The sequence below is a fragment of the Sinorhizobium sp. CB7 genome, from assembly GCF_041357635.1.
Taxonomy (GTDB): Bacteria; Pseudomonadota; Alphaproteobacteria; order Rhizobiales; family Rhizobiaceae; genus Rhizobium.
The window spans coordinates 1-21,616 of sequence record NZ_JAULLL010000004.1; the positions used below are offsets into that span (position 1 = coordinate 1).

General features: G+C 61.2%; 15 protein-coding genes and 1 pseudogene. 5 read left to right on the forward strand and 11 right to left on the reverse strand.

The genetic code is table 11. From position 1 onward, the window contains the following. The 7 genes from AAE029_RS09095 to AAE029_RS09125 form a co-directional block, all read right to left on the reverse strand. On the reverse strand, positions 1–178 hold a 178-nt coding region (locus AAE029_RS09095; protein WP_371072843.1), incomplete at its 3' end, for an ACT domain-containing protein. A gap of 97 nt (positions 179–275) precedes the next feature. Continuing rightward, positions 276–1,583 (reverse strand): type III glutamate--ammonia ligase, encoded by a 1,308-nt coding sequence (glnT, locus tag AAE029_RS09100; RefSeq protein ID WP_371072510.1) that lies wholly within the window; start codon positions 1,581–1,583, stop codon positions 276–278. Between the two features lie 80 nt (positions 1,584–1,663). Beyond that, on the reverse strand, positions 1,664–2,992 hold the full coding sequence (locus tag AAE029_RS09105) for an FMN-binding glutamate synthase family protein (protein WP_371072511.1): 1,329 nt from the start codon (positions 2,990–2,992) through the stop codon (positions 1,664–1,666). An 18-nt stretch (positions 2,993–3,010) separates the two neighbouring features. After that, a complete protein-coding gene (locus AAE029_RS09110; protein WP_371072512.1) occupies positions 3,011–3,697 on the reverse strand; it encodes a protein GlxC in 687 nt (228 codons plus the stop codon). A gap of 55 nt (positions 3,698–3,752) precedes the next feature. Beyond that, positions 3,753–4,649 carry a glutamine amidotransferase family protein gene (locus AAE029_RS09115; protein ID WP_371072513.1) on the reverse strand — a complete coding sequence of 299 codons (897 nt, stop codon included), beginning with the start codon at positions 4,647–4,649 and terminating at the stop codon, positions 3,753–3,755. A 90-nt stretch (positions 4,650–4,739) separates the two neighbouring features. Beyond that, positions 4,740–5,423: a helix-turn-helix domain-containing protein gene (locus tag AAE029_RS09120; protein ID WP_371072514.1), complete on the reverse strand. Its 684-nt coding sequence runs from the start codon at positions 5,421–5,423 to the stop codon at positions 4,740–4,742. Between the two features lie 81 nt (positions 5,424–5,504). Continuing rightward, positions 5,505–6,464, reverse strand: coding sequence for a GlxA family transcriptional regulator (locus AAE029_RS09125; protein ID WP_371072515.1), 960 nt, complete (start codon positions 6,462–6,464; stop codon positions 5,505–5,507). An 86-nt stretch (positions 6,465–6,550) separates the two neighbouring features. Here AAE029_RS09125 and AAE029_RS09130 point away from each other — a divergent pair, with 86 nt between their 5' ends. From AAE029_RS09130 to AAE029_RS09150, 5 genes are all read left to right on the forward strand, one after another. Next, the gene (locus AAE029_RS09130; RefSeq protein WP_371072516.1) at positions 6,551–7,801 is read left to right on the forward strand and encodes a sarcosine oxidase subunit beta family protein; all 1,251 of its coding nucleotides are present in this window, start codon (positions 6,551–6,553) and stop codon (positions 7,799–7,801) included. A gap of 12 nt (positions 7,802–7,813) precedes the next feature. Further along, positions 7,814–8,095 (forward strand): sarcosine oxidase subunit delta, encoded by a 282-nt coding sequence (locus AAE029_RS09135; protein ID WP_371072517.1) that lies wholly within the window; start codon positions 7,814–7,816, stop codon positions 8,093–8,095. After that, positions 8,092–11,049 (forward strand): sarcosine oxidase subunit alpha family protein, encoded by a 2,958-nt coding sequence (locus AAE029_RS09140; RefSeq protein WP_371072518.1) that lies wholly within the window; start codon positions 8,092–8,094, stop codon positions 11,047–11,049. Before AAE029_RS09135 ends, AAE029_RS09140 begins: the two co-directional genes overlap by 4 nt. Continuing rightward, the gene (locus AAE029_RS09145) at positions 11,042–11,557 is read left to right on the forward strand and encodes a sarcosine oxidase subunit gamma (RefSeq protein ID WP_371072519.1); all 516 of its coding nucleotides are present in this window, start codon (positions 11,042–11,044) and stop codon (positions 11,555–11,557) included. The genes AAE029_RS09140 and AAE029_RS09145 overlap by 8 nt, the downstream gene beginning before the upstream one ends. Before the next feature lie 155 nt (positions 11,558–11,712). Continuing rightward, entirely contained in the window at positions 11,713–12,639 is a 927-nt protein-coding gene (locus AAE029_RS09150; RefSeq protein WP_371072520.1) for a cation diffusion facilitator family transporter, read from the forward strand. A 29-nt stretch (positions 12,640–12,668) separates the two neighbouring features. Here AAE029_RS09150 and AAE029_RS09155 read toward each other — a convergent pair. The 4 genes and pseudogenes from AAE029_RS09155 to AAE029_RS09170 form a co-directional block, all read right to left on the reverse strand. Next, positions 12,669–13,987: pseudogene (locus tag AAE029_RS09155) on the reverse strand (glucoamylase family protein). Beyond that, a complete protein-coding gene (locus AAE029_RS09160; RefSeq protein ID WP_371072521.1) occupies positions 13,984–17,868 on the reverse strand; it encodes a GH36-type glycosyl hydrolase domain-containing protein in 3,885 nt (1,294 codons plus the stop codon). The pseudogene AAE029_RS09155 and the gene AAE029_RS09160 overlap by 4 nt, the downstream one beginning before the upstream one ends. Positions 17,869–18,047: 179 nt before the next feature. After that, positions 18,048–20,513 (reverse strand): phosphoketolase, encoded by a 2,466-nt coding sequence (locus AAE029_RS09165; protein ID WP_371072522.1) that lies wholly within the window; start codon positions 20,511–20,513, stop codon positions 18,048–18,050. A gap of 423 nt (positions 20,514–20,936) precedes the next feature. Further along, the gene (locus AAE029_RS09170; RefSeq protein WP_371072523.1) at positions 20,937–21,611 is read right to left on the reverse strand and encodes a CBS domain-containing protein; all 675 of its coding nucleotides are present in this window, start codon (positions 21,609–21,611) and stop codon (positions 20,937–20,939) included. Positions 21,612–21,616: the final 5 nt, after the last annotated feature.

The window sequence follows — 21,616 nt, forward strand, 5'->3', positions numbered from 1 at the left end:
GCTGCCCGACGCCTTCCTCGGAGATGAAGCTGATGCGCATGAAGAACTTGCCGGTGTCGAGATCGTCAAACTGCGACGAGTCGATGATGTTGCAGCCCTGCTCGGCCAGATAGCCGGAGATCGCCGCGACAATGCCGCGTGTCGACTTGCAGGATACGGTCAGAACAAAGTTCTTCATGCTGTCTCTTCCTCCGCCCTTAGAGGCACGCGCATATCGACATCGGCGCCGGAGCTTTGAACTCCGGCCCGTGCGTTCATTCCGTGGAGCCGTCCGCTCAGATATCGAGCGTGCTGTCGCGTTCCCACTGCGTGAAATGCGAGCAGTAGGAGTTCCATTCCTGATGCTTGAGCTTGAGATAGGCAGCTGAGAACTCCGAGCCTATCGCTTCCTTGAGGCCTTCGTCGGCATCATAGGCACGCAGCGCATCGAGCAGGTTCAGCGGCAGGCGCGGAGCATCCTTCACCAGATGGCCCTGCGCATACATGTCGATGTCGTGGTGCGGACCCGGATCGGCCCTGTTGCGGATGCCGTCGAGGCCGGCCGCGATGATGACGGCCTGCAGCAGGTAGGGATTGACCGCGCCGTCCGGCAGGCGCAGCTCGAAGCGTCCGGGACCCGGCACACGCACCATGTGGGTGCGGTTGTTGCCGGTCCAGGTGACCGTATTCGGCGACCATGTGGCGCCGGAGATCGTTCGCGGCGCATTGATGCGCTTGTAGGAATTGACCGTCGGATTGGTGATCGCGGAAAGCGAAGAGGCATGTTTCATGATGCCGCCGAGGAAGTGCTTGCCTTCCGCCGAAAGGCCGAATTCCCTGCTCTTGTCGGCAAAGATGTTGGTCGTGCCCTCGTTGTCCCAGACGGAGATATGGCAATGGCAGCCATTACCCGTCAGACCCTTGAAGGGTTTCGGCATGAAGGTCGCGCGCAAGCCGTGCTTCTCGGCGATCGACTTGACCATGAACTTGAAGAAGGAGTGCTTGTCGGCCGTCTTCAGCGCGTCGTCGAACTCCCAGTTCATTTCGAACTGTCCGTTGGCGTCCTCGTGGTCGTTCTGATAGGCGCCCCACCCGAGCTCCAGCATGTAGTCGCAGATCTCGGCGATGACATCATAGCGGCGCATCACTGCCTGCTGGTCATAGCAGGGTTTTTCCGCCGTATCCCGGCCATCGGAGATCTGCTCGCCGTCCGCCGTGATCAGGAAGAATTCGGCCTCGACGCCGGTCTTGACTCGTCGGCCTTCGGCCTCGGCCTGCCTGACGAGCTTCTTCAGGACGTTGCGTGGGGCCTGTGCGACGAGTTCGCCTTCCATCATGCAGTCCGCCGCGACCCAGGCGACGTCCTTCTTCCATGGCAGCTGGATAACGGAGGCGGCGTCCGGTACGGCGAAAAGATCGGGATGGGCGGGCGTCATGTCGAGCCAGGTGGCAAAACCGGCAAAGCCCGCACCTTCCTCCTGCATGCCCGCGATCGCCTGCGCCGGCACCAGCTTGGCGCGCTGTCCGGAAAACAGGTCCGTATAACTGATCATGAAATATTTGATGCCTTTGTCCTTGGCAAAGGCAGCAAGATCCAGTGTCATTCTCGTTCCCCTTTGGATTTCTTCGAGACACTTTGGTTATGAATGCGGACGGCCGGGTCGTTTTGCCCGGCCGGTAGAAATCAGTAGCCTCCCTTCCCTGGTATCCAGCTCGTTCCCGCGAGCGGTACCTGCGCCATCGCCGATGCTTCGATCGTGAGAGCGCACAGATCTTCGGGTTCCAGGTTGTGGACATGGTTCTTGCCGCAGGCGCGGGCAATCGTCTGCGCCTCCAGCGCCATGACCTTGAGGTAGTTGGCGAGCCGGCGGCCGGCGGCGACCGGATCCACGCGCTTCATCAGTTCCGGATCCTGCGTGGTGATGCCGGCCGGGTCCTTGCCTTCATGCCAGTCGTCATAGGCAGCAGCCGTCGTGTTCAATGCCTCGTAATCGCCCGCCCAGCGCGGGTCGTTCTCGCCGATGGCGATGAGGGCGGCCGTGCCGATCGAGACGGCATCGGCGCCGAGCGCCAGCGCCTTGGCGACATCCGCGCCATTGCGAATACCGCCGGAGACGATGAGCTGGACCTTGCGGTGCATGCCGAGATCCTGCAGCGCCTGGACGGCCGGACGGATGCAGGCGAGCGTCGGCATGCCGACATGCTCGATGAAGACCTCCTGCGTCGCGGCGGTGCCTCCCTGCATGCCGTCGAGCACGACGACATCGGCGCCGGCCTTGACCGCAAGGGCGGTATCATAATAGGGCCGCGCGCCGCCGACCTTCACGTAGATCGGCTTTTCCCAGTTGGTGATCTCGCGCAGCTCCAGGATCTTGATTTCCAGATCGTCCGGTCCCGTCCAGTCCGGATGGCGGCTCGCCGAACGCTGGTCGATGCCCTTCGGCAAAGTGCGCATCTCGGCGACGCGGTCGGAAATCTTCTGGCCGAGCAGCATGCCGCCGCCGCCGGGCTTTGCCCCCTGGCCGACGACGATCTCGATCGCATCGGCGCGACGCAGATCGCGCGGGTTCATGCCGTAACGCGAGGGAAGATATTGATAGACGAGCAGCTGCGAATGGCCGCGCTCCTCCTCCGTCATGCCGCCGTCGCCAGTGGTCGTCGAGGTGCCGGCGATCGTGGCACCGCGGCCGAGCGCTTCCTTGGCCGGACCGGAAAGCGAGCCGAAGCTCATGCCGGCGATGGTGATCGGGATTTTCAGCTCGATCGGCTTCTTGGCATATCGCGAGCCGAGCACGACATTGGTGCCGCATTTCTCGCGGTAACCCTCCAGCGGATAGCGGGAAATCGAGGCGCCGAGGAAGAGCAGGTCGTCGAAATGCGGCAGCTTGCGCTTGGCGCCGCCGCCGCGGATGTCATAAATTCCGGTCGCCGCTGCGCGACGGATTTCCGACATGGTGTACTCGTCGAACGTAGCCGAAAGGCGAGGCTTTGTGGGCGGGTTGTGATAGCTCATGAAAGACCTCGATTTGTCTCAATAGGCGTCGGCATTGTCAACGTGAAAGCTGTAGAGCTTGCGAGCGGAGCCGTAGCGGCTGAATTCCTCGGGCCTGGCATCGGTGATGCCAGCTTTTTCGAGCAGCTTGCCAAGCAGCTCGATATGTTCGGACCGCATCTCCTTCTCGATGCAGTCGGCTCCGAGGCTCTGGACCTTGCCACGCACGAAGATGCGGGCCTCGTAAAGGGAATCGCCCAGCGCCTCGCCGGCATCGCCGAGCACGACGAGATTGCCCGCCTGAGCCATGAAAGCGGACATATGGCCGATATTGCCGCGCACGATGATATCGATGCCCTTCATCGAAATGCCGCAGCGCGAGGAGGCATTGCCTTCGATGACGAGCATGCCGCCGCAGCCGGTCGCACCCGCATATTGGCTGGCATCGCCTTTGACGATGATGCGGCCGGACATCATGTTTTCGCCGACACCGGGGCCTGCCGAGCCGTGCACAGTGATCACCGCCTCGTCATTCATGCCGCCGCAGTAATAGCCGACGCTGCCGTGGATATCGATGCTGACGGGCGCATGAACACCGGCAGCGACGGCATGGTGGCCGCGCGGATTGACGATTTCGAACTGGAGGTCGTTGTCACCAGGCGCAATGTCGTGCAGGGCCTGGTTAAGGTCACGAAGCGGTGTCACCGCAAGATCGAATTTAGGCATATAGTCGTCCTGAAATGAAATCGAGCCGATGGGGTGAAAGTCGCCGACGTCGTTCTCAGCGTTCCCAGAAATAGACGGTCGCCGGCTCTGGCTCCCAAACGCGCGCGGCTTCAATGCCAGGCAGGTTGACGAGCGCGCGATATTCCGAACCGAAAGCCACGTAGCGGTCGGTTTCGGCCATGACGGCCGGCTTGCAAGCGATCGCGTCGCGTACGACGCCGAAGCCCGACTTGGTGCCGACGACGAAGGTGAAGAAACCATCGAGATCATCGACCGCGCCTTCCAGCGCTTGGCCGAGATTCTTACCCTTGGCCATTTCGGCGGTGAGATAGGCGGCCGCGACCTCGGTGTCGTTTTCGGTCTCGAAGGTCATCCCGTCGCGCTTCAGTTCGCGGCGCAGATTGTTGTGGTTCGAGAGGGATCCGTTGTGCACGAGGCACTGGTCGGAGCCGGTCGAGAAGGGATGGGCACCGAGCGTGGTCACGGCCGATTCGGTGGCCATGCGTGTATGGCCGATCCCATGCGTACCGGACATCGCATTGACCGCGAAGCGGGAGACGACGTCCTTCGGCAGGCCAGTCTCCTTGTAGATCTCGATCGTATCGCCGCTGCTCATGATGCGCACGTTCGGCCGCAGCTTGGAGATGGCGACGCGCCCTTCTTCCAGCAGGTCCTTTGGCAAGGTGATAACGGCATGCGTGCTCTTGAGCTCGATCGCGACGGCAGCGTCGAGCGCCCTTCTGAGATCATCCTCGAGATCGTTGAAATCGCTTTCGGGATTGGCGGACTGGATTGTTATCTTAGCCTTGCTGCCGTTGGCTTCGCCATAGATTGCGATGCCGGCGCTATCAGGCCCGCGATCCGTCATCGTTACGAGCATGGACGACAGAAGCGTCCCCAGCTGTGGCTCGAGACTTTTGTCCTTCAGGAAGAGACCCACAATTCCGCACATGACCAGACCCTCCGTTCGCATCGGCAAAAGGAGTAACAGGTCTTTTTTGCAATTTCAACTCGCAAGAATAATTTTTTCCTTTAAGGCAAGTCACTCATTCTTGCCGCGTTGCGGATAGCAGATGATCGAGAGGTATCGGCTCGGCAGTTTGACGAGCACTTCCGGCCCGTGCGGCGCGTCGGCATCGAAGAACAGGCTGTCGCCCGGCTGCATGGGATAAAGCTGGTCGCCGTGACGGTAGACGACCTCTCCTTCCAGCATATAGAGGAACTCCATGCCTTCGTGCTGGAAGGTCGGGAAGACATCCGAATCCGCCGTCAAAGTGATCAGATAGGGTTCGACAATGACGCCGCTGTTATTGTTGTCGATGTGGCCGAGCAGATTATATTGATGACCGGCGCGTGTGCCGCGACGTTCGAGTTCAATCCCCTCTCCAGCCTTGACGAAGACAGCGTTGTGCGGCTCCTCATAGCGGCGGAAGAAGGCGGTCAGTGGCACGCCGAGCGCACGCGACAGCGATTGCAGCGTCGTCAGCGAAGGCGAGATGTTGCCATTTTCGATCTTAGACAGCATGCCGAGCGAAATGCCGGTTGCAGCTGCCAGATCCGTCACCGTAATGCCAAGGTTCTTGCGGTAGGCGCGAACCTCGTGGCCGATCGCCATTTCGAGGTTGTTTTCCTTAGGCTCACGAACGGCATGCGGATTCTGTGTGAAGGCGGGCCTGCCGCCATGCGTCTGATCCTGATGCTCGGCCGCTTTGGGCTTGCTTTTCATTCGATTTTCCTTCGGCGCCGGATGATCTCTAAAATAATCACACTATCGCCGTAGTGAAATTTCCTCAACCGTGAAGAAAGTCTAGCCCAGTCTCATATCGCGGGGGGCGCGGCCATAGGTCTCGCGAAACAGGCGCGAGAAATGGCCGACGCTGGAAAAGCCGGTCGCAACGGCGATTTCGGAGATTGAAAGCGGGCTTTGGCGTAGAAGCCGTAACGCGTGCTGCAGCCGGATGCGGCGGTACTGTTCGAGGAAGGTCGTGCCGAGATGGATGGCGAAAAGCCTGTCGAGGTGACGGGCCGTGACGCCTGCAATCCGGGCCATCGCCGCGCGATCAAGGGGCGTCTCGATCGTCTCTTCCATCTTGGCCAGCACGGCGAGCAGACCCGGGTGGTGAAGGCTGTAGCGCTCCGCAAGCGATGCGCGCTGCGGCGCCGCCGGCTCGCCGATCTCGGTGTGCAGATACCAGTCGCTGACGCGACGGGCGAAATCGGCCCCCATGTGCTCGGCGATCAGCGCATGCATCATGTCGAGCGGTGCAATGCCGCCGCCGCAGGTGATGCGGTTGCCGTCGATGACGAAGCGTGCCTGGCGCGGCGTCAGGTCGGGAAAGGCTTCCAGCAGCGCCGGCGCATGTTCCCAGTGAATGGTGAAATCACGCCCGGCAAGCAGCCAGGCGGCTGCGAGCAGATAGGGACCGCCGGAAATGCCGCCAATCCGAACGCCCTCGCGCGACAGCTGCCGCAGGCAGGCATGCACGGCCGGATGATGCCAATCGCGCGGCGAACCGCCGGCGCAGACGAAGACCATGTCGAGGCCGGCGCCACGAGACGGCAACGGTTCGGCCGGAACAATGGCACCGGACGACGAAGATACCGCCGAGCCGTCCGCAGAGAAAATTGAGAGACGGTATATCTCGCGGCCAGCAATAAGATTTGCCGCTCGAAGCGGTTCCGTTGCCGAGGCATAGGACATCAGCGCAAACCCCGGCACGAGGATGAAGCCGATGTTGTGGACGCTTTTGATGTCGCTGGAGGCCATGTCTCTTTTCTAGTGTTTTATGTCCTAAATGTGCAAGTCGTTCCGCACCAATCTGCCATCATGGGACATCTTTTTCGGATATGACCATGCGATATTCCGCACTTTCGATCTTTCTGAAGGGCCTCGGCGGCAACAGGGACTGGGCACACGCCTGGCGCAGTCCCGCGCCGAAGCCGCATTATGACGTCGTCATCGTCGGCGGTGGCGGCCATGGCCTTTCGACAGCCTATTATCTGGCCAAGGAATTCGGCATCACCAATGTTGCGGTTCTCGAAAAAGGCTATCTCGGCTCGGGAAATGTCGGCAGGAACACGACGATCATCCGCTCCAACTATCTGCTGCCGGGCAACAATCCCTTCTACGAACTGTCGATGAAGCTCTGGGAAGGGCTGGAGCAGGATTTCAATTTCAACGCCATGGTGTCGCAGCGCGGCGTGCTGAACCTCTTCCATTCCGATGCCCAGCGCGACGCCTACACCCGGCGCGGCAACGCCATGCGCCTGCACGGCGTCGATGCCGAGCTTCTCGACCGGCAGGCCGTGCGCAGGATGCTGCCCTTCCTGGATTTCGACAATGCCCGTTTCCCCATCATGGGTGGCCTCTTTCAGCCGCGTGGTGGCACGGTTCGCCACGACGCCGTCGCCTGGGGCTATGCCCGCGGCGCCGACAGCCGGGGCGTCGACATCATTACGGATTGCGAGGTGACCGGCATCCGCATGGAGAACGGCCGGGTGACGGGTGTGGACACCGGCAAGGGGTTTATCAGCTGCGGCAAGCTGGCACTGGCCGCAGCCGGCAATTCGACCGTGGTCGCCGACATGGCCGGCATCCGCCTGCCGATTGAAAGTCATGTGCTGCAGGCCTTTGTCTCTGAGGGGTTGAAGCCGTTCATCGATACCGTCGTGACATTCGGCGCCGGCCATTTCTACGTTTCCCAATCGGACAAGGGCGGCTTAGTCTTCGGCGGCGATATCGACGGCTATAATTCCTATGCCCAACGCGGCAATCTCGCAGCGGTCGAACATGTGGCCGAAGCAGGCCTCGCGATGATCCCCGCGCTGTCGCGTGTCCGCTACCTGCGCTCCTGGGGCGGTGTCATGGATATGAGCATGGACGGATCGCCGATCATCGACCGCACCCATATCGACAATCTCTATCTCAACGCCGGCTGGTGCTATGGCGGCTTCAAGGCGACGCCGGCTTCAGGCTTCTGTTACGCCCATCTGATCGCGCGAAACGCACCGCATGAGACTGCGCGCGCGCTGCGCCTGGACCGTTTTGCGCGCGGTTATCTGATCGACGAAAAGGGCGTCGGCGCCCAGCCCAATCTTCACTAGGGACCATTGACGATGGCAAGCCTGATTTCCTGCCCCCATTGCGGTCCGCGTCCCAAGGAGGAGTTCTCCATCCGCGGAGCGGCGAGCGCCGTCCGGCCGGCGCCCGAAGCCGGTGCCGATGCCTGGTTCGACTATGTCTATCTGCGCGACAATCCGCGAGGCCGGCATAGCGAATATTGGCATCATGTCTCCGGATGCCGTCGCTGGCTGATCGTCGAGCGCGATACCGTCTCCCATGCGATCTATGAAGTCCACGACGCCGCATTTTCGAAGCTTGGCGGAGACCGGGCATGACCAGTTTCCGTCTTTCCTCCGGCGGCCGCATCGACCGCGCCACCTCGCTTGGCTTCGCCTTCGACGGCAAGGTGCTCGCAGGCCACCCTGGCGACACGCTCGCCTCGGCCCTGCTTGCCAATGGCATCCAACTCGTCGGGCGCAGTTTCAAATATCATCGTCCGCGCGGCATCCTGACGGCAGGCGCTGCCGAGCCGAATGCGCTCGTGACGACCGGCAGCGGCGGCCGGACCGAGCCGAACAGCCGCGCCACGATGATCGAGCTTTACGAAGGCCTGAGTGCGCGAAGCCAGAACCGCTGGCCGTCGCTCGGCTTCGATGTCGGCGCGGTCAATGGGCTGCTTTCCCCGTTTCTTGGCGCCGGCTTCTATTACAAGACCTTCATGTGGCCGGCAGCCCTCTGGGAAAAACTCTACGAGCCTCTGATCCGAAAGGCGGCCGGGCTCGGCAGGGCTTCCTATGAGGCCGATCCGGACAGCTACGAGAAAAGCTGGGCGCATTGCGATCTGCTCGTCATCGGTGCCGGCCCGACCGGGCTTGCCGCCGCCGTAACGGCGGGCCGTGCGGGAGCACGCGTCATCCTCGCCGACGAGGGCTTCGAACTCGGCGGCAACCTGCTTGCCGAGACGGGGATAATTGACGGCAAGCCGGCGACCAGCCTTCTCACTGAACTGCTGGCCGAGCTCGAGAACCTGCCGAATGTCCGTCTCATGCCCCGTACAACGGTGTTCGGCTGGTATGACGACAATGTCTTCGGCGCGGTCGAGCGCGTGCAGAAGCATGTGGCGACTCCCGATCCGGGCCGCCCGGTGGAAAGGCTATGGCGCATCATCGCCAGACAGGCGGTTCTTGCGACCGGTGCGGAAGAACGTCCGCTCGTCTTCGGCGGCAACGACATTCCGGGCGTCATCATGGCGGGAGCCGTGCGCAGCTATCTGAACCGGCAAGCTGTTGCGCCCGGTTCGCGCAGCGTGGTCTTCACGACCAATGCCGTCGGCTATCGCGCCGCGGTCGATCTCGAGGCTGCGGGTGTGGAGGTCGCGGCGATCGTCGACAGCCGCGAGGATGCGGATGAGGGCTGGGCCGGCCGTGCCGAGGTGCTGAAGGGCTCCCGCGTCCTCGATGCACATGGCGGCAAACGCCTCAGCCACGTTACCATCGAAACCATAAGCGGCGTGCGCAAGATCGAGGCGGATGCACTTGCCATGTCCGGCGGCTGGAGCCCGATCATTCATCTTGCCTGCCATCGCGGCGGCAAGCCGCAATGGTCGGATGAAAAATCGGCCTTTCTGGCGCCGCCAATACAGGAGGGTTTGGCTGTTGCCGGCTCCGCCGCCGGCCTTGCCACAGTCGCGGCATGTCTCGGCGATGGAGCCGAGAAAGCTGTGACCGCACTGAAAGCGATCGGCTTCACCAAGGCAGAGCCAGCCTTCGCCCCCGTTGCCGATGCATCAGCGACACCAAAGCCGCTCTGGTACGTCAAGGGCGGCAAGGGCAAGGCTTTCGTCGACTATCAGAACGACGTCCACCTCAAGGATCTCGGCCTTGCCGTTCGCGAGGGTTACGGCCATGTCGAGCTTGCCAAGCGCTACACCACCAACGGCATGGCGACCGACCAGGGCAAGCTTTCCAACATCAATGCGATCGGCATTCTGGCGCAGGCGCGCGGCGTCTCGCCGGCGACGGTCGGCACCACGACCTTCCGCCCCTTCTATACGCCCGTATCCTTCGGCGCGCTGACCGGCTCCGCGCGCGGAAAGCACTTCCAGCCTGCCCGCAAATCGCCGCTGCACGGCTGGGCCGAGAAGAATGGCGCGGTCTTCGTCGAGACGGGTCTCTGGTATCGTTCGTCCTGGTTCCCCCGCGAAGGCGAGAGGACGTGGCGCGAAAGCGTCGACCGCGAAGTCCTGAATATCCGGAACAATGCCGGCATCTGCGACGTCTCGACCCTCGGCAAGATCGAAATCTTCGGCAAGGATGCCGCCACCTTCCTCGACCGGATCTACTGCAACGGCTTCGCCAAGCTTCCCGTCGGCAAGGCGCGTTACGGCATCATGCTGCGCGAAGACGGCTTCATCTATGACGACGGCACCACCAGCAGGCTCGGCGACGATCATTTCTTCATGACGACGACCACGGCGCTTGCCGCCGGTGTCCTCGCCCATCTGGAATTCTGCGCCCAGACGCTCTGGCCGGAGCTCGATGTCTATCTTGCCTCATCGACGGATCAGTGGGCGCAGATGGCGATAGCAGGGCCGAAGTCGCGCGCCATTCTGTCGAGTATTATCGACGAGGATATTTCCCACGCGGCGTTCCCCTTCATGAGTGCGCGCGCAGTCAGTCTCTTCGGCGGGAAGCTCGAAGGCCGGCTCTTCCGGATCTCCTTCTCCGGTGAGCTCGCCTACGAACTCGCCGTTCCCGCCGGCTACGGCGAGTGGGTGGCCGATGCCATCATGGCGGCCGGCGAAAACCACGGCATCTGCCCCTATGGCGCCGAAGCGCTCGGGGTCATGCGCATTGAGAAAGGCCATGTCACCCACGCGGAAATCAACGGCACCGTGACGCCGCACGACCTCGGATTCGACCGGATGGTTTCTGCCTCGAAGGCCGACTTCATCGGCAAGGCGATGCTGAGCCGCGAGGGACTGCAGGCAGACGACCGCCCGCGTCTCGTCGGCGTCAAGCCGCTCGATCCGGCGGCGAGCTTTCGCACCGGCGCTCATATCCTTGCTGACGGCGCCGCAGCGACCCTCGAAAACGATCAGGGTTATGTTACCTCCAGCGCCTACTCGCCGAGCCTCGGCCACACGATCGGGCTGGCGCTCGTCAAGCGCGGACCGGATCGCATTGGCGAAAAGGTGATCGTCTGGAACGGACTGCGCAAGGAATTTGCCGAGGCCGTGCTCTGCAATCCGGTATTTGTCGATCCCGAAAACGAGAGGCTCCATGTCTGATTTCCCCGAACACAGGCCAGCCTTGACCGGAAAGACCACCGTCCGCGGCGAGGACGTCCAATTAGAGGCGAGTCCCGAAGGCCACCTACTTCATGTATCGGGTGCGGTGGATGCGGCATTTCTGGCGCAGGTATTGGCACAATGCGGTTTCCCGGCGAGCTCGATCCGGGCCGCGGGATTCCGGCAGTGGTTCATTGCCGGCGACGAACGCGTGGCATCATCCGAGGTGAAGGAATTTGCAAGGATCTTGCAGGGCAGGGCCTTTGTCTCGGACCAGAGCCACGGCAGGGTTCGCATCGGACTTTCGGGCGCCCGTGCCGCTGAGGTGCTTGCCAAGGGTACCGCCATCGATACTGACTCGGACGCGTTCGCCGAGGGTCACGCAGCCATGACGCTCTTCGGCCATGTGTCGGTACAGATTGCCCGAACCGGCCACGATCGTTTTGAATTCACAGTCCTGCGCAGTTTTGCCGAAAGCCTCTGGGAGGAGCTTGAGCGATCGCTTTGAGGCTGGCTGAATGCCTCGCTGTGCAGATAATCTCCCCCGGCATACCGAAAATTGCCCGCTGCGGTGGCGGAAGCGCTAAAATGCTCCGCAGTTGGACCTGCGACCGTCGTGCCGGCGGATTCGAGGGGTCGGGCAAACCACCCCCGGAGGTGAAAATGTGGAGTGAGCAAGGCTTCCTGCGCGCTTCGATCGTCGCCACTGTCATAGTCGCCCTGTTCGGCATCGTCTTCGGTCTCGTTTCCGGATCCTTCTCCATCGCCTTTGACGGGGTCTATTCGCTTGCCGATGCCGGTATGACCATTCTCGCGCTCTGGGTTTCCAGCCTCATCGTCAGATCTGCGCGGGGCGATGCGATGTCCGGCAGGATCCGCAACCGCTTCACCATGGGTTTCTGGCATCTCGAGCCGATCGTGCTCATGCTGAACGGTGCCCTGCTGATTGCGGTCGCGATCTATGCCTTGATCAACGCCATCATCAACATCATGAACGGCGGCCATGATCTTCGCTTCGGCGTTGCGATCGTCTATGCCGCAGTCACGCTCGCCATCTGCACGATCATGGCCGCGGCCGGAAGGCGGGTGAACCGCAGGCTGCAATCGGATTTCGTCGCGCTGGACGTCAAGGCCTGGATCATGTCGGGCGGCATTACGCTTGCCCTGCTCGTCGCCTTCATCATCGGATACGCTTTGGAAGGCACCTCCGCCGGCTGGCTCTCGCCCTATGTCGATCCGGTCGTCCTGGCGCTGGTCTGTCTCGTTATCATCCCGCTGCCAGTCGGCACGGTGTGGCAGGCGCTCTCCGATATCCTGCTGATCACGCCCGTAGACCTCAAGGCGCATGTCGATCACGTCGCCGCCGAGACCGTGCGTCGGATGGGGTTCCTCTCCTACCGCGCCTATGTCGCAAAGGTCGGGCGCGCCACACAGATCGAACTTTATTTCATCGTGCCGCCGGGTCTGCCGCCCAAAAGCGTCGAGGAGTGGGACGCCGTCCGCGACGAGATCGGCGCGGCAATCGGCGACGAGAGCGTCAATCGCTGGCTGACAATCGCCTTCACTGCCGATGCGGAATGGGCCGAATGACCGGCTCCGACGGGGCGTCCCGCAAGCCGTCAGAGCCAGCCGCCGGAGAATCCGGCACGACGCAGCCCCGTCACAATCGGCCGGCATGATCGCATGATATTCCAGAGCAGAGCTGTTCGATAATTCTCGATCATAAGAACGACCGGCCCCTGGTCGATGCCGAAATGATAGGGCGTCACCCAGTAGCCGACCGAGCTGTCCTCCACGGTGAAGGTGTGATTGAACGATGGCTTGAATCCGTAAAGCTTTGTCATGCCTAGATTCATCCGCGCGAAATTACGCACCGTCGGCACGACAATCTCCGGTGCGAAGGGCAGAGCGGCCACTACGACCCATGGCGCCACCGTGCCGTCATCCGGCCCAAAGGGGGCACCGCGGGCGATATAGTCGAAGAACTTCCTCTCCACGCCGTCGACCTGCCGGTTGATCCAGCCGGGTCCGTCACAGGCGGTAAAGCCCCAGCAATGTTCGCCATATCCGGCGAAGTCCAGCGGATTGCGGATCGCGTATTCCTGCTGGACATAGGTTGCATGCCGGCTGTTTTCGAAATAGTCGCTGTCATGATCACGCATGAATTCGTCGCGGATGCCCCGAAAATCGATCCACATGTGCGACAGCTGATGGGTGAAAAGCGGTCCCGAATAGAGGAGCTCGCGGCCGTAGATATTTCTCCATTCATAGCTTTCCGTATAGGCGGCATAGCTTTCGGGGGGCAATGGATGGGTCGGCGACCCGAGCCCGAGAATGTAGAGAAGCAGGCCCTCGTCATAGCCGCGCCAGCGATAGGGGATGAACCCGGTTCAGGATGCCAACCATGCGTCAGCGTCGCTCCCTGGTCCCGTGCCCAATTCCAATCGGCACGCTCGTAGAGCGCATTGGCAAGCTCGCGTATCTCCACTTCGTCGGCCGTGTCCTGGTCGAAATAGGTGGCAACCGTCAGGGCGCCGGCAAACAGAAAAGCCGAGTCGATCGTGGAGAGCTCGCATTGCCACACACGCCGACCCGTCTCTATGTCGAGAAAATGATAGAAGAACCCCTTGTATCCGGAGGCGTCCGGTTCCGGTCCCTGCGGACAGGACATCAGGTATCGCAGGCGCCTGCGGGTTATCTTCGCGGCAAATTCCCGGATGATGACGCCGCGCTCCACAATGACGGGAATGGTTGCGAGCGCCATGCCGATCGCCGCGATGCTGGCCGGCGCGTGCGGCTCGGTCTTGTCGCGAACCAGCCCGTTATCGGGATTGGTGCAATGCAGGTAGTAGAGCAGTGTGGTGAACTGGAGCCGGGCCAGGTCCTGATCGGTCGGCAGTCGATTGAGATCGGCGTCGCCGAGGCTGATCTCTTTCATGGCCGCGTCCCCAATGTCACCTGGACGTCATGAACGCGCCCGTCGTCCTGGAGCGGCAAGGCTCCATCGGCCACGGGATTGCCGTCCAGCACGACGCCCGACACGCCCCGACCGGTCCCTGCGGAATTGTCGAAACGAATCTGGTAGGTCGCCGATCCGTATCGGTATTTCAGCTCGTATCCCGGCCAGCCGGCCGGTACGCATGGTTCAAACCGCAGGACCGCTCCCTGCCTTCGAAAGCCGAGAATGGCTTCCAGCGCGACGCGATAGAGCCAGCCGGCCGATCCCGTGTACCAGGTCCAGCCGCCACGGCCGACATGTGGTGGTGCACCGTATATGTCGGCGCAGACCACATAGGGCTCCACCTTGTAGTGCTCGACCTGGTCACCCGTCGCCGCATGATAGATCGGATTGATCAGGTTCCACAGCTTCAAGGCGCGATCGCCATCGCCCTGCAGCGCCGTGGCCAGAACGACCCAGGTAGCCGCGTGCGTGTATTGCCCGCCATTTTCGCGGATGCCCGGGACATAGCCCCTTATGTAGCCCGGCTGCAGCGCGCCATTGTCGAAGGGGGGTTCGAAAAGCTTGATCAACCGGTCTTCCTCGCGGACCAGACGATCATGGACGGCCTCCATTGCCTGCTTTGCCCGCTCAGCATCGGCGCGGCCCGAGATAACTGCCCATGCCTGAGGGATCGCGTCTATCTGACACTCGTCGTTCAGATGCGAGCCGAGCGGCGTTCCGTCGTCGAAAAAGGCACGAAGGTACCAGGCCCCATCCCAGGCCTTGTCTTCCAGTGCCCCCCTCAAGCCTTCGGCTCGCTCGCGGCACCAAGCGGCGCGTTGGTCATCACCGCGCGAAACGGCAATTGCGCAAAATGCGTCGAGCACCGTGACAAAGAACCATCCGTTCCACACACTTTCTCCCTTGCCGCCCGCTCCGACCTTGTTCATGCCGTCGTTCCAGTCGCCCGTTCCCATGAGCGGGAGACCGTGACTGCCGAGCCGATAGCCATGTTCCAGCGCCAGAATGCAGTGCTCGTAGACGGTGGCCGTCCGCTCGCTGGTGTCCGGCACGCCGAAGCGTTCCTCCTGATCGTCCTCCAGTACCGGCCAACTGACGAAGGGGAGCATCTCGTCGAGCAGTTGCACGTCGCCAGTTGTGGAAACGTAGTGATGAACGACCAGCGGCAGGAAATAGAGGTCGTCCGTGATCCTGGTACGGACTCCCACGCCGGACGGCGGGTGCCACCAGTGCTGTACATCGCCCTCTTCGAATTGTCGGGCGGCCGATCGCAGGATCTGCGCGCGCGCCTCGCCAGGTGCACAGTGGACCAGAGCCATGACGTCCTGAAGCTGGTCCCTGAAGCCGTAGGCGCCGCCGGACTGGTAGTTGGACGTGCGCGCCCAGACGCGGCAGGCGAGGACTTGGTATAGCAGCCATCGGTTCATCATTAGATCCAAGGCTGAGTCTGGCGTCGAAACCTGAAGCGCGCCCAGCATGCCGTCCCATTGACCGACAGCAGCGGCGAGACTCACGTGCGCCCTATCGGCTCGGGCATAGGCACCGACGAGCCGGCGAACCTCTTCGAGATCGCCCGCCTGCCCAAGCACAAAGACGACCTCCTTGTTCTCGCCCGGAGCCAGAGAGAGCTCCACCATCAGCGCTGAGCAAGGGTCTTGCAGCGGAGCGAAACGTCCGGCCAAATCGGATCCGTCAAGTGCTGCCGGTCGAGCTGCCGAGCCATGTCTGCCAAGAAACTCGGTCCGATCAGCGGTCGCGGATCGCGCGGTCTGACCTGCCGCCGTGAAGGCCATCTTTCCGGCGAAATCACCTGCCCAGGCGTTCTTCGCCAGGATGGCTCCCGTCTCCTCGTCCCGTTCACAGACGACCTGCATCGCGGCATTTTCGCGGTGGGTTCCAAGGACCCATTCGACGAAATGGGTCACAGTCAGGCGACGGCTCCTGTTGTCATCGTTCCTCAGCGAAAGCAGGATGATCTTGACCGGATCCTTCGACGGCACATGCACTGTAAGCTCATGATGAAGGCCATCGCTGTCGCAGATATACCGGCTATATCCCTGGCCATGCTGAACGGTCACCACAGTACTTGGTCCGCAGGGCAAGGGTGTGGGCGTCCAGATCTCCCCGGACTCCTCGTCACGCACGTACACCACCTCGCCCGGTGCGTCCGAAACAGGATCGTTCGACCAGGGCGTCAGCCTGTTCATCTGGCTATTGCCCGCCCAGCTATATCCAAAGCCAGCCTCCGTCGTCAGACAGCCGAAATCCGGATTCGCAATGACGTTCGTCCAGGGCGCCGGCGGTAAGGCTCTGCCACGCGAACTTTTGCTATCGATGACAATGACATATTCGCGCCCGTCAGGACCAAAACCACCGAATTCATTCCAGTGGGCGAGGTTCGCAACAGGAACGGAGCGAGCTGTTTCGACTTTCGCCGAGGGCCGTGTTTGCACCGTCTGCACCGGAACGGAGGCCGGCGCCGATCGACGAGCGAGCTGGTTGGCGAGCGAACCACGTCCACCGGAGAGGACGACGCGCGCGGCAGCCGCGACGGCTGTCAATTGCTCGTTTGAAGCCGCCGCTTCGGGCAGCACGAATATTCCTCCCGGCTTGCCCAGAAACTTGCCATTCGAACCGGCCCGGATCTCCTCGCTCAACCGGCTGCTGCTATCGCTGTCGCCCTCATCGGAGAAGACCAGATCGAATTGCAAACCTCGATGCCGAGCAAAAATCTGCGCGCGCAGCAGATCGTTGACGAAAGCCGCATGCTCGTCAGCGGAGACGCGCGCCAGCACGATCGGAAGATCCCCTGATATCCCCAAAGCCCAAAGCGCTGCACGGCCGAGCCGGTTCGCTCTGACCGCATCCTCGTCCCGTAATGCGGGATCAGCAAATACGATGCTCCCGGCCAGCCGGTTGAGCAGGGGAACTTCTCCGGAAGTCACCTTCAGGGCGGCAAGTTCCCGCTGACAGGCGCTAAGGGCGCCGGAAAGCGCCCGGTCTGCCGCGTCGATCATCGAATATCTCTCGGCGATTGCCTGCACGGCGGCCTGGCTGTTGGAGGCTCCCGTCACGAAGGACAGGCGAGCGGTCGCGCCCGGCTCCAGATCGACCCGCCGCCTGAGCGAGAAGACGGGATCGAGGACGGGTCCGACCGTCCTGGAAAGGGGCATGACGTCATCGAGAATAACGGGATTGGCGGGCGTGCGGCCGCGTCCAAGGAACTTAGCCCTGTCGGTCTCGTAGTCGATCGTATCCTGGACATTTTCGGTCGACGATGAAACGTGAACTGCCCAGAGCGCATCCTCTCCTGCGGCGCGCGGCCTTCGACGCGCAAACAGGGCGCCGGTAGCTTCATCGTAACTGGTCTCCACGAAAAGCTTGGCAAATGCCGGATGCGCCATATCCGCCCGGCGATCGTTCAGGCAGACTTCGGCATAGCTGGTGAACTCAAGGCTTCGCTTGCCCTGGCCGTGGTTCACGATCGTCAGCAGCCGAACTTCGGCATGCTCATCCGGAGCAACTGAAACCGTCCAACTTGTCTCGATGTCTTCGTGACGGCAACGGAACTCAGCCCTGTCACCATGAAAGTCGTGCTGATAGACATCTGGAGGGGTTAAAATTGGCTGTCGTCCGATGGACCAGGTGCGGCCATCGGAAAGATCCCTGACGTAGCAAAACTGTCCCCAGCAATCCCGTGTAGGATCCTCGCGCCACCGCGTCACGTCGGCGTTTCGCCAACTCGCATAGCCCGCGCCGGCTTCGGTGATCAGCACGCTATAGCGACCGTTTGACAGCAAGGCCGCATTTTCGCCTCGGCTCGAAGAAGACAATTTTCGATCGCCCGCCGTTTTCACTATGATCTCCCTCAATCTGCACGCCGATACAGACATCGCAGCCGATCGGTCAGCACCACGTGGAGCGGTTCAGCTTTTCATGGAATCGCCGAACCGCTCCAACTCTTTGTTTTTATGCAATTCCGAATGAAAAATTGCTCCGCACTTTTCCGTGAATTGCTCTGAACCTGCAGCCCTCTTCAGGCGTTATCGCCTTCGGTCGACGTCCTTTGACGCGCCTTCGACGTGCTCTTGACGCCCCATTTCCAGCCGCTGATCTCCGGCATGTCATCGCCGTACTTCTCGATATACTGCTTGTGTTCGATCAGCCGCTCATGGATGGCCTGCTTGAAGTATGCCGCGCGGGCCCCGAGTTGAGGCAGGCGGTCGATGACGTCCTGGACCAGGTGGAACCGATCGAGCTCATTCAGGACCACCATGTCGAAGGGTGTCGTCGTGGTACCCTCTTCCTTGTATCCGCGAACATGCAGATTGTAATGGTTGGTGCGGCGGTAAGTCAGGCGGTGGATCAGCCACGGATAGCCGTGGAAGGCGAAAATGATCGGCTTGTCCTTGGTGAAGAAGGCATCGAAATCGCGGTTGGACAGACCGTGCGGGTGCTCCTCCGGCGGCTGAAGCTTCATTAGGTTCACGACGTTGATCACGCGTACCTTCAACTCCGGCAGGTGCTCTCGTATCAGCTGGACGGCGGCCAATGTCTCGAGTGTCGGAACGTCGCCGCAGCATGCCATGACGACATCGGGTTCGGCGCCCTTGTCGTTGCTGGCCCATTCCCAGATGCCCAGTCCCTCGGTGCAATGCTTGATGGCCTGATCCATCGTGAGCCACTGTGGCGCTGGCTGCTTGCCCGCAACAACGACATTGACGTAATTGCGGCTGCGCAGGCAGTGATCCGTCACCGACAGAAGCGTGTTGGCATCCGGCGGGAGGTAGACCCTGATGACGTCGGCCTTCTTGTTGACCACATGATCGATGAAGCCCGGATCCTGATGACTGAAGCCGTTGTGATCCTGACGCCAGACGTGCGAACTCAGGAAATAGTTCAGCGAGGCGATCGGGCGACGCCATGGGATGTGATTGCAGACCTTCAGCCACTTGGCGTGTTGGTTGAACATGGAATCGATGATGTGGATGAAGGCTTCATAGCAGGAAAAGAACCCGTGGCGACCCGTGAGCAGATAGCCTTCCAGCCATCCCTGGCACTGGTGCTCGCTCAGCACTTCCATCACTCGGCCGTCCGGGGACAGATGATCGTCTTCCGGATAGATTTCCGCCATGTAGCAGCGGTTCGTGACCTCGAGGACGTCCTGCCAGCGATTGGAGTTGTTTTCGTCTGGACTGAACAGGCGGAAGTTCTTGCTCTCCAGGTTCTGTTTCATGACATCGCGGAGATACTTGCCCATCACCCGTGCCGATTCAACGACCACAGCGCCAGGGCTTGAAACATCCACCGCGTAGTCCCGGAAGTCGGGCATCTTGAGATCCCGCAGCACCAGTCCGCCATTGGCATGCGGGTTGTCGCTCATCCTGCGACGGCCCAACGGAGCCAACGCCTCCAGTTCGGGCTTGAACCGGCCGTTTTCGTCGAACAGTTCTTCGGGCCGGTAGCTCTTCATCCATTTTTCGAGAATGCGGATATGCTCCGGCTTGTCCATATCGCCCATCGGCACCTGGTGCGAACGCCAGTATCCCTCGCATTTCTTGCCGTCGATCTCCGGCGGACACGTCCAGCCCTTCGGCGTGCGGAAGACGATCATCGGCCACGCCGGACGCTTGACCTTCTTGCTGCTGCGCGCCTGGCGCCAGATCTCCTGTATATCGGCGACCGCCCTGTCGAGCGTGCGCGCAACGTCCTGATGCACAATCTTCGGATCGTCGCCCTCGACAAAATAGGGCGTATATCCCATCCCCTCGAAGAACTTCCGCAATTCATCCTCAGGTATCCGCGCGAGGAAGCACGGATTGGCGATCTTGTACCCATTGAGATGCAGGATCGGCAGAACGCAGCCGTCTCGCGCCGGATTCAGGAACTTGTTGCCGTGCCAGCCCGTCGCAAGCGGCCCGGTCTCCGCTTCACCGTCGCCGACGATACAGGCAACGATCAGATCCGGATTGTCGAATGCGGCCCCATAGGCGTGACTCAGGGCATAGCCGAGTTCGCCGCCCTCATGGATGCTGCCCGGTGTCTCCGGGGCGACGTGGCTCGGGATCCCGCCCGGGAAGCTGAACTGCTTGAACAGCCACCCCATCCCCTCTGCGTCCCGGCTTATATTCGGATAGACCTCGCTGTACGTGCCCTCCAGGTAAGCGTGCGCGACCAGGGACGGTCCGCCGTGACCGGGGCCGATGACATAGATCATGTTGAGATCATCCCGCTTGATGACGCGGTTCAGATGCACGTAAAGCATGTTCAGACCCGGCGACGTCCCCCAATGGCCGAGAAGTCGCGACTTGACGTGCGCGCGTTTCAGCGGCTCCTTCAACAGCGGGTTGTCGAGGAGGTAGATCTGGCCGACGGACAGATAGTTCGAGGCACGCCAATAGGCGTCCATCAACCGCAATTCTTCCTTTGAAAGTGGATCTCTCGTTGCCGTGTCTTCGTCGGCACGTAGGCTTTCACGCGTTGCCGTTTTCAAAGAAGCCATTTGTTCTTCCTCCCTCGAGAGCCGGACCGGTCGCTATGGAATTCTCGTGTCTTCAGGCTGCTGCATGCGGCAGTTGGCAATAACTTTCGATGCTTTCGCCGCCAGCTGGACGCGCACCTAGTAGAGGCCTTGCCCAGCATCAGGGGCGGCAGATGCCGGTGCTCCGATCCTGCCTAGCTTCAACGGGATGTTCACCCGTCTGACCCTGAATTTTCTTCGAAATCTACAATCGTTCAAAAACCACGAAACAGCAGTAAAATCAAATAAATTTTCCAGATTACTCTATAAGTATTGACGCATAAACGTGAACATAAACTAACAAAGCCAATAATATACATGGCACGGCTGCAATGCTGCCACGCTTATACATAGGCTATACATTACCACGCCAGAATTTATCTGGCATGGTGTGCCTGCAACGTTTTAGGCGCCACCAGCGTTTTCGCCGAAGTGCTCGACCACTCCTTTCACGCCGCGAACATTTTCCGCCACGACCCGCGCGACATTTCTGCACTCGGCCGAATCGACGCTTCCCCAGAGATGGACAATTCCGTCGGTAACGGTTGCCAACACATCCTGCCTTTCAAGGGCAGCATTTTCCTTCAGGCGCATCGCGATACTGCGACTGATTGCCTCGTCCCCCGGCGCCGTCCCGTCGAGCTCCGCCGAAACGATCGCCTGAAGCAGATCGGCGCGACTGACGATGCCGACGAGGGTGTCGCCTCTCATAACGGGAAGCCGTTTGATATGATGCTCTTCCATCAGTCTGGCGACACGCATCAGCAAGGCGTCTTCCATTACGGTGACTGGAGACGCGCTCATCACATCGCCAACCTTCCAGGCGTTACTCTTCACGAACAGGCGTGCTCTCTCTTCGGCAGACAGGTTTTCATCGCCGAGCGCGGCAATGGCACCACCTCCCAGTTCCGCCCGCCGCAACAGGTCGCCTTCGCTGATGATGCCTACGAGCCGGCCTTTATCGTCAACAACAGGAAGACCGCTGACATGATTAGCCAGCATGACTTCGGCCGCCCGTTTGACGCTGTTGTCCGGCGAGACCGTGACCACTTTCGTCATCATCACATCCTTAACATGCATCTCAG

Bases quoted from the DNA above. Each gene is read 5' to 3' on its own strand.
- glnT (WP_371072510.1), bottom strand. From the start codon at position 1,583: ATGACACTGGATCTTGCTGCCTTTGCCAAGGACAAAGGCATCAAATAT.
- AAE029_RS09105 (WP_371072511.1), bottom strand. From the start codon at position 2,992: ATGAGCTATCACAACCCGCCCACAAAGCCTCGCCTTTCGGCTACGTTC.
- AAE029_RS09110 (WP_371072512.1), bottom strand. From the start codon at position 3,697: ATGCCTAAATTCGATCTTGCGGTGACACCGCTTCGTGACCTTAACCAG.
- AAE029_RS09115 (WP_371072513.1), bottom strand. From the start codon at position 4,649: ATGTGCGGAATTGTGGGTCTCTTCCTGAAGGACAAAAGTCTCGAGCCA.
- AAE029_RS09120 (WP_371072514.1), bottom strand. From the start codon at position 5,423: ATGAAAAGCAAGCCCAAAGCGGCCGAGCATCAGGATCAGACGCATGGC.
- AAE029_RS09125 (WP_371072515.1), bottom strand. From the start codon at position 6,464: ATGGCCTCCAGCGACATCAAAAGCGTCCACAACATCGGCTTCATCCTC.
- AAE029_RS09130 (WP_371072516.1), top strand. From the start codon at position 6,551: ATGCGATATTCCGCACTTTCGATCTTTCTGAAGGGCCTCGGCGGCAAC.
- AAE029_RS09135 (WP_371072517.1), top strand. From the start codon at position 7,814: ATGGCAAGCCTGATTTCCTGCCCCCATTGCGGTCCGCGTCCCAAGGAG.
- AAE029_RS09140 (WP_371072518.1), top strand. From the start codon at position 8,092: ATGACCAGTTTCCGTCTTTCCTCCGGCGGCCGCATCGACCGCGCCACC.
- AAE029_RS09145 (WP_371072519.1), top strand. From the start codon at position 11,042: ATGTCTGATTTCCCCGAACACAGGCCAGCCTTGACCGGAAAGACCACC.
- AAE029_RS09150 (WP_371072520.1), top strand. From the start codon at position 11,713: ATGTGGAGTGAGCAAGGCTTCCTGCGCGCTTCGATCGTCGCCACTGTC.
- AAE029_RS09165 (WP_371072522.1), bottom strand. From the start codon at position 20,513: ATGGCTTCTTTGAAAACGGCAACGCGTGAAAGCCTACGTGCCGACGAA.
- AAE029_RS09170 (WP_371072523.1), bottom strand. From the start codon at position 21,611: ATGCATGTTAAGGATGTGATGATGACGAAAGTGGTCACGGTCTCGCCG.